The sequence below is a fragment of the Bacteroides sp. An322 genome (assembly GCF_002161765.1).
GTDB lineage: Bacteria > Bacteroidota > Bacteroidia > Bacteroidales > Bacteroidaceae > Phocaeicola > Phocaeicola merdavium.
The window spans coordinates 169,199-181,356 of record NZ_NFIN01000004.1; the positions used below are offsets into that span (position 1 = coordinate 169,199).

General features: G+C 48.4%; 9 protein-coding genes and 1 tRNA gene. 3 read left to right on the forward strand and 7 right to left on the reverse strand.

Translation table 11 applies throughout. The features are described from left to right. The first annotated feature begins 54 nt into the window (after window positions 1–54). The gene (locus tag B5F91_RS03860; protein WP_087427785.1) at window positions 55–1,137 is read left to right on the forward strand and encodes a substrate-binding domain-containing protein; all 1,083 of its coding nucleotides are present in this window, start codon (window positions 55–57) and stop codon (window positions 1,135–1,137) included. A gap of 31 nt (window positions 1,138–1,168) precedes the next feature. Then, window positions 1,169–2,659 carry an altronate dehydratase family protein gene (locus B5F91_RS03865; protein ID WP_087427786.1) on the forward strand — a complete coding sequence of 497 codons (1,491 nt, stop codon included), beginning with the start codon at window positions 1,169–1,171 and terminating at the stop codon, window positions 2,657–2,659. An 88-nt stretch (window positions 2,660–2,747) separates the two neighbouring features. On the opposite strand, the gene carB is transcribed toward B5F91_RS03865, so the two are convergent. The 5 genes from carB to B5F91_RS03890 form a co-directional block, all read right to left on the reverse strand. Then, on the reverse strand, window positions 2,748–5,975 hold the full coding sequence (carB, locus tag B5F91_RS03870; RefSeq protein ID WP_087427787.1) for a carbamoyl-phosphate synthase (glutamine-hydrolyzing) large subunit: 3,228 nt from the start codon (window positions 5,973–5,975) through the stop codon (window positions 2,748–2,750). Window positions 5,976–6,087: 112 nt separating this feature from the next. Next, the gene (carA, locus tag B5F91_RS03875) at window positions 6,088–7,236 is read right to left on the reverse strand and encodes a glutamine-hydrolyzing carbamoyl-phosphate synthase small subunit (protein ID WP_087427788.1); all 1,149 of its coding nucleotides are present in this window, start codon (window positions 7,234–7,236) and stop codon (window positions 6,088–6,090) included. Beyond that, on the reverse strand, window positions 7,237–7,443 hold the full coding sequence (locus B5F91_RS03880; RefSeq protein WP_087427789.1) for a hypothetical protein: 207 nt from the start codon (window positions 7,441–7,443) through the stop codon (window positions 7,237–7,239). It lies immediately after the preceding gene. A 19-nt stretch (window positions 7,444–7,462) separates the two neighbouring features. Beyond that, entirely contained in the window at window positions 7,463–9,346 is a 1,884-nt protein-coding gene (locus B5F91_RS03885; protein WP_087427790.1) for an amidophosphoribosyltransferase, read from the reverse strand. 172 nt (window positions 9,347–9,518) lie between these two features. Beyond that, window positions 9,519–9,591, reverse strand: a tRNA-Thr gene (locus tag B5F91_RS03890). Window positions 9,592–10,029: 438 nt separating this feature from the next. Here B5F91_RS03890 and B5F91_RS03895 point away from each other — a divergent pair. Then, window positions 10,030–11,517, forward strand: a complete 1,488-nt coding sequence (locus tag B5F91_RS03895; RefSeq protein ID WP_087427791.1) for a succinate CoA transferase — start codon at window positions 10,030–10,032, stop codon at window positions 11,515–11,517. Between the two features lie 53 nt (window positions 11,518–11,570). Here B5F91_RS03895 and B5F91_RS15150 read toward each other — a convergent pair whose 3' ends face one another. Continuing rightward, window positions 11,571–11,672: a smalltalk protein gene (locus B5F91_RS15150; protein WP_158099889.1), complete on the reverse strand. Its 102-nt coding sequence runs from the start codon at window positions 11,670–11,672 to the stop codon at window positions 11,571–11,573. 124 nt (window positions 11,673–11,796) lie between these two features. Beyond that, window positions 11,797–12,158: DNA-binding protein (locus tag B5F91_RS03900; RefSeq protein ID WP_087427792.1), on the reverse strand; the 362-nt coding region annotated here is incomplete at its 5' end.

A 12,158-nucleotide genomic window follows, 5' to 3' on the forward strand; every position in this document is an offset into this window, starting at 1 on the left:
TACGTTATACACAACGAACCCTCTTTAAGAACATCTATTTTAAAGTATAAAGACATGGACAAACCTGAAGAACGTATCCGAATCAAAGATATAGCCCACTTGGCTGGAGTATCTGTAGGCACCGTCGACCGGGTGCTTCACGGACGAAGCGGAGTATCTGAAACAAGCCGGAAAAAAGTGGAAGAAATCCTAAAGCAACTTGACTACCAGCCCAATATGTATGCCAGTGCTTTGGCATCGAACAAGAAATATGTCTTTGCCTGCCTATTGCCTGTGCACTCGGAAGGCGAATATTGGACATACGTGGAAAACGGAATGAGGCAAGCCGTCAAAGCCTTTTCAGACTTCAATATCTCTTTAGTCACTGAATATTATGACCAATATAGCTTAGGCGACTTTTTTGATGCCGGACAAAAACTCATGGCACAATCGCCCGACGGACTAGTCATTTCGCCCAGTATCCAATCGGAAACAGAAAAGTTCACCAACGAACTTCAAGCGCAAGACATACCTTATATATTTATAGACTCGAATCTCCCGGAACTGAATCCGCTCGCTTTTTACGGGCAACACGCCAAGCAAAGCGGATATTTCGCCGCACGAATGATGCACATGCTGATGCAAGGCACGAAAGAGCTGGTCATTTTCAGGCAAATAAGCGAAGGCAAGCTCGGTTCGAACCAACAATTACGCAGGGAAGAAGGATTCCATACCTATATGTCAGAACATCATCCCGACATAACCATACATAAACTGAACTTATATGCAAAACTTCCAGAGAAAGCCCCAACACTATTGGACAGTTTTTTCAAGGAATATCCGAACATCAAATATGGCATCACGTTTAACTCAAAAGCATACATTATCGGCGAATATATGGAAAAGCACGGAAAGAAGGATTTCCATCTAATGGGATACGACCTGTTGCAACGCAATGTGGATTGCCTCAGAAAAGGAAACATCGACTTCATCATTGCCCAACAACCTGCCATGCAAGGATTTAACAGCATTGAAAGCCTTTGCAACCATTTGATATTAAAAAAGGAAATAAAGCCATGCAACTACATGCCTATCAACTTTTTAAGCATTGAGAATATCGACTTCTACCTGGATGCACACAGAAAAAACAAGAATTGAATATACATTGATAATAACTAACACATAACTTATGGAAACAACTTATTTAAAAATTAACCCGGCAGATAATGTAGCTGTCGCAATTTCCCCTCTCAAAGCAGGAGAGACCATTCAAGTAGACGGCGAGAACATCACCTTGAAAACAGATATTCCTGCCGGACACAAAGTGACTCTGAAAGACTTTAACGAAGGAGAGGACATCATCAAATACGGTTATCCTATCGGGCATGCAATCAAACCCATGCCTAAAGGAAGCTGGATTTGCGAAAAAGAAATCAAGACCAACCTTGCCGGATTATTGGATTATACTTATAACCCGATAGAAGTATCGCTGGACATCCCGCACGAAAACCGGACTTTCAAAGGATACCGGCGCAAGAACGGCGATGTAGGTATCCGCAACGAGATATGGATTATCCCGACCGTGGGTTGCGTAAACGGCATCGTAAACCAGCTTGCCGAAGCGTTGCGTAAAGAAACAAACGAAGAGGGAATTGATGCCATAGTGGCTTTCCCGCACAACTACGGATGTTCGCAATTGGGCGAAGACCACGAAAACACCAAAAAGATTCTCCGCGACATGGTGCTTCATCCCAATGCCGGAGCGGTATTGGTGGTAGGACTGGGATGTGAAAACAACCAGCCGGACATCTTCCGCGAATTTGTAGGGCCGTATGACGAAGACCGTATCAAGTTCATGGTGGCACAAAAAGTAGACGATGAATTCGAAGAAGGCATGAAAATTTTGCGCGACCTGTATGCCAAATGCAAACAAGACGTGCGCGAAGATGTTCCTTTGTCGGAATTGCGCGTAGGATTGAAGTGCGGCGGTTCAGACGGATTCTCAGGCATTACCGCCAATCCGTTATTAGGCATGTTCTCGGATTACCTGATTGCACAAGGCGGTACTTCCGTACTAACCGAAGTGCCCGAAATGTTCGGCGCGGAAACCATTCTGATGAACCGTTGCAAGACTCCGGAATTGTTCGAGCAGACCGTACACCTGATTAATGACTTCAAAGAATACTTCCTTTCACACGGCGAACCCGTTGGCGAAAACCCTTCACCAGGAAATAAAGCCGGTGGTATCTCTACCTTAGAAGAAAAAGCATTGGGATGTACACAAAAATGCGGAAAGAGTTATGTATCAGGTGTCATGCCGTATGGCGAACGCTTGCAAACCAAAGGCTTGAACCTGCTTTCGGCTCCGGGAAATGACCTGGTGGCAGCTACAGCCCTCGCTTCTTGCGGATGCCACATCGTATTGTTCACCACCGGACGCGGAACACCTTTCGGCACGTATGTACCTACCATGAAAATCTCGACCAATTCAAATTTGGCTAAACATAAACCGGGATGGATTGACTTTAATGCCGGAGTAATTGTAGAAAACGAACCCATGGACGTAACCTGCAAACGCTTCATTGATTATGTCATCCGGGTAGCCAGCGGAGAATGGGTCAACAATGAAAAGAAAAACTACCGTGAAATCGCTATTTTCAAGACGGGAGTAACGTTGTAAATTGAGAATTAAGGAAATTGAGAATTGAAAATTGAAAATTACGATGTCGCATGGATAATTTTCAATTCTCAATTCTCAATTTTCAACTTTATTTATACTCGTCCCAACTCTTAATGGCAATATCATCAATGGTCATCGAACAGAAGGCATTGATGAATGCGCTTGCCAAACGGGCGTTAGTAATGAGCGGAATATTCAGGTCGATAGCCGCACGGCGGATTTTATATCCGTTGGTAAGCTCGCCCACCGAAAGGTCGCGCGGGATATTGACCACCATATCTATCTCCTTCTTATGAAGCATCTCCAAGGCTTGCGGATGTCCTTCTTCGCTGGGCCAGTAGACACGGGTATTCTCAATCCCGTTCTCGGTAAGGAATTTCGAAGTGCCTCCCGTAGCATAGAGGTTATATCCTTTCTTCTTCAACGCTTTAGCCGCCTGAAGCATATCTACCTTCTGACGTGCCGCACCCGTAGAGAGCAGGATGTTCTTTTCGGGAATGCGATAGCCCACGGAAAGCATCGACTTGAGGATGGCACACGAAGTGTCTTCGCCAATACATCCCACCTCGCCTGTAGATGCCATATCTACACCCAATACAGGGTCGGCTTTCTGAAGACGGTTGAACGAGAACTGGCTTGCCTTGATTCCTACATAATCGAGGTCGAAGAGGTTCTTTTCGGGTTTCTCTACCGGAAGCCCCAACATCACTTTCGTAGCAAGTTCGATAAAGTTTATCTTCAATACCTTGCTCACGAAGGGGAACGAACGCGAAGCACGGAGGTTACACTCGATTACTTTAATATCATTATCGCGTGCCAAGAACTGGATGTTGAACGGACCCGAAATGTTCAATTCCTTCGCTATCTGACGGGAGATGCGCTTGATGCGGCGCACGGTCTCTACATACAATTTCTGAGGCGGGAACTGAATCGTGGCATCACCTGAATGCACACCTGCAAACTCGATGTGCTCGGAGATCGCATACGCCACAATCTCCCCGTTCTGAGCCACGGCATCCATTTCCACTTCCTTGGCATGCTCGATGAACTGGCTTACTACTACAGGATGTTTTTTCGATACATTAGCCGCCAACTGGAGGAAACGTTCCAGTTCTTCCTGATTGGAACAAACATTCATTGCCGCTCCCGAAAGTACATACGAAGGACGCACCAATACGGGGAAACCTACCTTCTGAATAAAAGCATTGATGTCATCCATTGAGGTCAACGCGCTCCATTCGGGCTGGTCTACTCCAATACGGTCGAGCATAGCCGAGAACTTGTCGCGGTCTTCGGCATTGTCAATGCTCTTGGCAGAGGTTCCGAGGATATTCACCTTTTGTCCGTCAAGGCGCATAGCGAGGTTATTCGGAATCTGACCTCCCGTTGACACGATAACGCCATGCGGGTTTTCCAAGTCGAGAATATCCATCACACGCTCGAATGTCAATTCATCGAAATAAAGGCGGTCGCACATATCATAATCGGTTGATACGGTTTCGGGATTATAGTTAATCATCACCGAACGGTATCCTTCCTTACGAATGGTATTCAACGCCTGCACTCCACACCAGTCGAACTCTACCGACGAGCCGATGCGATAAGCACCCGAACCAAGCACCACGATACTCTTATGATCGCCCAAATAGTGTATATCGTTCGCCGTACCGCTATACGTCAGATACAAGTAATTGGTCTGTGCGGGATATTCGGCGGCAAGGGTATCTATCTGTTTCACCACAGGCACGATACCTACGCTCTTGCGGTATTGGCGTACCGCCAAGATGCCGTCCTCCATATCGCCCTGCCAACCGATAGCACGTGCCACTTGGAAATCAGAAAATCCCTGGCGCTTTGCCTGATAAAGCAATTCCTTCGGAAGTTCGGAAAGCTGGATGTGGTTATTCCCCCACTCATGCAACTCTTTCGAGGTCTCCATGATGTTTTCCAACTTATAGAGGAACCACTTGTCTATCTTGGTGAGTTCGTGAATCTGGTCAACGGTATATCCCGCACGCATTGCCTTCGAAATAACGAAGATACGCTTATCGGTCGGTTCGCGCAAAGCCTTGTCGATGTCGGAAATCACCAGTTCCTTGTTTTCCACAAATCCGTGCATTCCCTGCCCTATCATGCGGAGTCCTTTTTGGATAGCTTCTTCAAAGGTGCGCCCGATAGCCATCACCTCTCCTACCGACTTCATCGAAGAGCCTAACTCACGGTCTACCCCGTGGAACTTGCCTAAGTCCCAACGCGGAATCTTGCACACCACATAGTCGAGTGCAGGCTCGAAGAATGCCGAAGTGGTCTTGGTCACCGAGTTCTTTAAGTCGAACAAGCCGTAACCCAATCCGAGTTTAGCGGCTACAAACGCCAAGGGATATCCCGTAGCTTTCGAAGCCAAAGCCGAAGAACGGCTCAAGCGGGCGTTCACCTCAATCACCCGATAATCTTCCGATTCGGGGTCGAAAGCGTATTGCACATTGCATTCGCCTACGATACCGATATGGCGGATGATGCGGATGGCAAGTTCACGGAGTTTATGGTATTCGCTATTGGTCAGGGTCTGCGAAGGGGCAATCACGATAGATTCACCCGTATGGATGCCCAGCGGGTCGAAATTCTCCATGTTACAAACCGTGATGCAATTATCAAAACGGTCGCGCACCACTTCGTATTCCACTTCCTTCCAGCCCTTGAGGCTCTTCTCTACCAAAACCTGCGGAGAGAACGAGAAGGCTTTTTCCGCCAATACGTTCAGTTCTTCTTCGTTATCGCAAAAGCCCGAACCAAGCCCGCCCAAAGCGTATGCGGCACGGATAATGACGGGATAACCCAAATCTTTAGCCGCCCGACGTGCCTGCTCAATGTTCTCGCATGCCTCGCTCTTAATGGTCTTCACATCAATTTCATCGAGCTTCTTCACAAAGAGTTCGCGGTCTTCGGTGTCCATAATGGCTTGTACGGGCGTACCGAGCACACGCGTACCGTATTTCTCGAACACGCCTTCTTTATAAAGCGCCACACCGCAATTCAATGCCGTCTGCCCTCCAAACGAGAGCAGCACGCCGTCGGGACGTTCCTTGTCTATTACTTTCTCCACAAAATAAGGAGTAACGGGAAGGAAATAAATCTTATCCGCCACGCCTTCCGAAGTCTGTACCGTGGCAATATTGGGGTTGATAAGCACCGTTTCGATGCCTTCTTCTTTCAAGGCTTTCAAGGCTTGGCTTCCCGAATAGTCGAACTCGCCCGCCTCGCCGATTTTCAACGCGCCTGACCCTAATAACAATACTTTCTTTATGTTTTCTTTCATTGATGTTTCTCTTTTTTTGCACCACAGATTACACAGATTCATAAAATTTATTTTGCAGGATATGATATGAATAATAATTTGATTAATCTGTGTAATCTGTGGTAAGTTTTATTTAAATCAGCTTTACGAACTCATCGAAAAGGAACTCCGTATCCGTAGGACCGCTGGCGGCTTCGGGATGGAACTGAGCAGAGAACCACGGATTGCGCTTGTGGCGAATGCCTTCGTTCGACCCGTCGTTCATATTGATGAAGAGCGGTTCCCAGTCGGTACCCAGCGTATTGTTATCTACGGCATATCCGTGGTTTTGGCTGGTGATGAAACAACGCTCCGTGCCTACCATACGCACCGGTTGGTTATGGCTCCGGTGTCCGTATTTCAACTTGTATATCTTCGCTCCTCCCGCTTTCGAGAGCAATTGGTTTCCCATACAGATGCCGAAGATAGGGAGTTTCTCGTTCTGCATTGCCTTACGGATGTTCTGCACGGCGGCATCGCACGTATCGGGGTCGCCGGGACCGTTGGAGATGAAAAGACCATCGAAGTCCAACCCGTTGAAATCATAATCCCAAGGCACACGGATGACTTCTACGTTCCGCTTCAAGAGACACCTTATTATATTAGCCTTCACGCCGCAATCCACAAGGAGAACCTTCTTCAATTGACAATTGACAATTGACAATTGACTATTCAGTTCTTCTTTGGGAGTATCAACAGAGAATGTACGGCTTTCGTTGCCTGCATAGACAATGATGTCCTTGCACGATACACGGTCTACATAATTTATGTCTCCATAATTGTCAATTGTCAATTCTCCATTTTCAATTTCATCATCGAAGACGATTTTCCCCATCATCACCCCATGTTCGCGAAGCACCTTGGTCAATTCGCGGGTATCGATGCCCGTAATGCCCGGCACTTGTTCGCGCTTCAACCAGTCCGCAAGGCTCTCTACGGCATTCCAATGATTGTACCGCTCGCTATAATCGCTCACGATAATCGCCTCGGCGTGTATTTTCTCACTCTCCATAAACGTAGGCAGACCGTTCTCCGCAAACGTAAACGGAGGCACCCCATAATTGCCTACCAACGGATAGGTCAACGTCATCAGCTGGCCTGCATACGAAGGGTCGGTCAGGCTCTCCGGATAACCGGTCATCGCCGTATTGAACACCACTTCGCCCGCTACCGGCTTTTCATAACCGAACGACTTGCCGCTAAACCGGCTCCCGTCGTCAAGGATTAACGTCACGTTTCTCATCTAATCTAATTCGTCTTTATTGTTTTGTGTTTTGTTCTTATCGTTTTTCTTTCTTTTCAAACTATAATCAATAGCCAAGCCAAAAAGCAAGCCTATAGGCATCCATACGCCAATATTATCGAGGCAAACACCAATCGCCACTCCTAACATCAACCCTACCGCCAAGCCATAACCGGCATCAAATTCCGGTTGCTTTTTCTCTTTCATATCGCTTCTTCATCTATTATTAAAAACTCATATTTTGTTCCACATAATCGATAAACGCCTGATTCACCAGCTTCACTCCGCCCGGTGTGGGATAATTGCCGCTAAAGTACCAGTCGCCTTCATGGTCAGGACAAGCCTCGTGCAAGCCTTCCAAAGTCTGATAGACGATTTCAACCTTCGCCTGAGTACCTGCGGGAGTAAGGAGTTCCACCATCTTGCGCGACACTTCCTCATCGGTAAATGGCGCATAAATGTCTTTCACGTAATTCACCATTTCTTCCTTGGGCAAACCTACTTGCGCTTTCGACTTCCGGTAGGCTTCCTCGATGACTCCGTGCATGCCCCGGTCCTCAAGCAAGGCAATAGCGGCACGGAAAGCGATGAACTGCTCCATGCTTGCCATGTCAATGCCGTAATAATCAGGATAACGCACTTGGGGAGAAGAAGACACGATAACGATTTTCTTCGGATGCAGGCGGTCGAGGATACCGATGATGCTTTGCTTCAACGTAGTACCCCGCACGATGCTATCGTCAATGATAACCAGATTATCAGCGTATGGAACCAAGCTTCCGTAAGTGATGTCATAAACATGGGCGGCAAGGTCATTCCGCGTATTTCCTTCGGCAATGAAGGTGCGGAGCTTGATGTCCTTTATCGCCACTTTCTCGCTCCGGATACGTTGCGAAAGAATTTGCTCCAGTTCGGTATGGCTGGGCTTATGCCCGAGCGCTTCGATGCGTTGCACTTTAAGCTGGTTCAGGTAATTGTCGAATCCTTCTAACATCCCGTAAAACGCCACCTCCGCTGTATTCGGGATAAACGAAAAGACGGTGTGCACCACGTCATAATCAACAGCTTTCAGGATAGGTTCTACTAACTTCTCGCCCAATAGTTTCCGCTCGCGGTAAATATCCACATCGCTTCCGCGGCTAAAGTAAATCCGCTCAAACGAACAGGCTTTCTTCGCTTTCGGCTCATTGATTTGAGCCAAACGCATCTCGCCTTTCTTATTTACTAAGATAGCTTGTCCGGGCTGAAGCTCGTTAACGCTATCGGCAGGTACGTTCAGCACCGTCTGAATGACCGGACGCTCGGAAGCGAGCACCATAATTTCATCGTCCATATACCAGAAACCCGGACGAATACCCCACGGGTCGCGCACGGCAAAACATTCTCCGCTTCCCGTCAATCCGCAGATTACATAGCCTCCGTCCCACTTAGGGCTGGACGTTTTCAATACATTGGTCAGGTCGATGCGGTCCTCAATGGCATGGGTGATGTCCATCCCTTCCAACCCTTCTGCCTTGCATTCGTTGAAGAGCCGTTCCACTTCGCGGTCGAGCCTGTGCCCCACTTGTTCCAGCATGATATACGTATCGGCATACTTGCGCGGATGCTGGCCTGCGGCGGTGATGTCGGCGAATATCTCGTCCACGTTCGTCAGGTTGAAGTTCCCGCACAAGGCAAGGTTCTTTGCCCGCCAGTTGTTGCGGCGCAAGAAAGGATGCACATACGAAATGCCGCTCCGCCCCGTGGTGGAATAGCGCAAATGCCCCATATACAACTCGCCCGCAAAGGGCAGGCATTTCTTTGCATATTCCGCATCAGCAAATTGTTCGGGAGTCAAGTCCTTAAACTGGCTGTGCACCGTACCGAATATCTCGGTAATCGCCCCCGAGCCCAACGCCCGCTCGCGGAACATGTATTCCTCTCCGGGGTCTGCCTGAAGCTTCACGCAAGCCAGCCCTGCGCCTTCCTGTCCGCGGTTGTGCTGCTTCTCCATAAGCAGATAGAGCTTGTTCAGCCCATACATCCACGTCCCGTACTTCTCCTGATAATATTCCAGCGGCTTGAGCAACCGTATCATCGCTACCCCGCATTCGTGTTTAAGTGGTTCCATATCGTTCGTTTTCGTTTAGTATTGCCGTAAATATAAAAAAAATACCTGAATTACCGAAGCGGTAAGTTCAGGTATCATATTCTAACGTATATCTTTATGTCGAAGTATAAACTACACATAGATTTCTCTTTTGTTCGGATATAAAAAAAGACCCACATTCTGTGAATCCGTGAGCCGAAAGCGGGACTCGAACCCGCGACTTACTCATTACGAATGAGTTACTCTACCAACTGAGTTATTTCGGCTTATCGCCCTTTCTGAAAAGCGATGCAAAGATACGGCTTTCTTCGGATTTACAAAAGGAATCGGGATTTTTTTTCGAAAGTTTTTCAAAAAACAGATATTATGAAAAACGCAGATTCACGCGGATTAAATGAATGCCAATGTAGGGTCGTATCGCATACGCCCGAATACACCAACTTATCCACGTGAATGTTTTCAGGGCGTATTGCATACGCTCTGAAAACTAATTTTGAGAAATACGGACATTCATATAATCTACGTTTCCCAATAAGCACATAATATAAGCTAATTAAATAAAAGAGCCGCTCCGTCTTGCATAAAAATATCATTTTATTACACACTAGACTAAAATATTCAGTTATTTGTTAGATATTTCCTTATTCATCTTGCTATTTTATCTAAAAACACCTACTTTTGCGGCACTAATAATAACAGCATATATGAAATACCCAATTTTATCAGCCGAAGAGGCAGCAGCACTTATAGCCGACGGGCAAACGGTCGGCATCGGAGGGTTCTCGTCGGTAGGGACACCGAAAGCAGTACCCGCAGCATTGGCGAAACACGCCGAAGCCTTACACAACGAAGGAAAACCATTCAAGATAGGGCTCATCACCGGAGGAGCCACGGGCAACCAAGTGGATAGCGCACTGACCGAAGCCCACGCCGTGACTTTCCGAACCCCGTTCCAGTCGAACAAGGAAATGCGCGGAGCCATTAATAGCGGCGAAGTGCGCTACTTTGACCTCCACCTCTCACAGATAGGGCAAGACGTGCGCTACGGATTCTTAGGGAAAATCGACGTAGCCATCATCGAGGCTTCCGACATCACTCCCGAAGGTGAACTTATCTTGAGCACCTCGGTAGGCATCTCGCCCACTTTGGCATGTGTGGCGGATAAAGTCATCGTAGAAATGAACGCCGAGCATACAGACAAGCTCACGGGAATGCACGACATTTTCGTGCTCGACAATCCGCCCTACCGGCGCGAAATACCTATATATAAGGTGAACGACCGAACCGGAAGCATCAGCGTAAAGGTAGACCCCAAGAAAGTGGCAGGCGTGGTATTGACGCATGAGCGCGACCAAATAGCCGCCTTCACCCCCCTGAACGAAACCACCAAGCAAATCGGGCAGAACGTGGCAGACTTCTTGCTGAAAGAATACCGCCGGGGGGCTATCCCGAAAGAATTCCTCCCGCTCCAGTCGGGCGTGGGAAACATTGCCAATGCCGTATTGGGCGCCTTGGGCGACGACCCGCACTTGCCCGCCTTCTCGATGTACACCGAGGTCATCCAAAACTCCGTCATCGACCTGATGATGAAAGACCGCATCCGTTTCGTGGCAGGAAGCTCGCTCACCTTGTCCGATGATAAGCTGAACATCCTTTACGAACACATCGATGAGATGAAAGACCGTGTCCTGCTCCGTCCGCAGGAAATCACCAACCATCCCGAAGTCATCCGCCGGCTGGGCATCATAGCGGTCAACACCGCACTCGAAGCCGACATCTTCGGAAACGTGAACAGCACCCATGTGTCGGGCAGCAAGATGATGAACGGCATCGGAGGCTCGGGCGACTTCGCACGCAACGCCTACCTTTCTATCTTTACCACACCTTCTACGGCAAAAGGCGGGCTTATCTCGTCTATTGTGCCTCAGGTATCACATGTAGACAGCACCGAACACGATGTGCGCGTCCTTGTCACCGAGCAAGGCGTGGCAGACCTGCGAGGCAAATCGCCTTCCGAGCGTGCCCGGCTCATCATCGAGAACTGCGCGCACCCCGACTACAAGCAGCTGCTTTGGGATTACCTGAAACTATCCGAAGGCAAATGCCACACCCCCATGTCGCTCTTGAACGCCTTCCGTATGCATTTGGCATACGCCGAAACAGGCGATATGCGGAATACGGTATTCAGTTGATAGTTCATAGTTGATAATTGATAGTTGATAATGCCGGCTTAACTATCAATTATTTAGAGGCACGAAGTCACTCCCAGCGACGTCCCGATAGCGGTAAGAATCGTAATCAGCGTCTGAATGATAATCCCCCAAATGTTTTTCTTTTTGTTTTCCATAGTTCAGTAAAATTTAGTAGTTAAACCTGTAGGGGCGGGGTCTGCCCGCCCTGAATACATCCGCGTATGCATCTGTGGGCGCATCCGGGCAGGCGAACCCTGCCCCTACAGTGTTCGTTCAGTCTCACCCTTTCGCCGCCTCAAGGTCGACGGTGCTCAGCCCCTCTTTCTCGGCTTTCAACGTAGCTGCCTGAGCGGTGCGGCTGGCTACGGGGTTGAACTTCGCCCGTTCAATCAGCCCGTCGAAGTCCGTGCCGGGCGTGAACACCACGTTGACAGCCTTGATGTTGGCTGCGGTGAACGCCTTCAAGCTTTCCGCCCCCACCGAATTAAGCGAAATGAAGAAATCACCCAATGCGCCCAGCTGCACCTTCTTGCCTTCGAGCAGCATTTCTACGAGGCACTCGCACATGTCGAGGATAACGCCCTGCACCGTGCCGCGCGTGTACACCCCGTTGTGGTCGGCAATGTGTTTCACAAACTTGT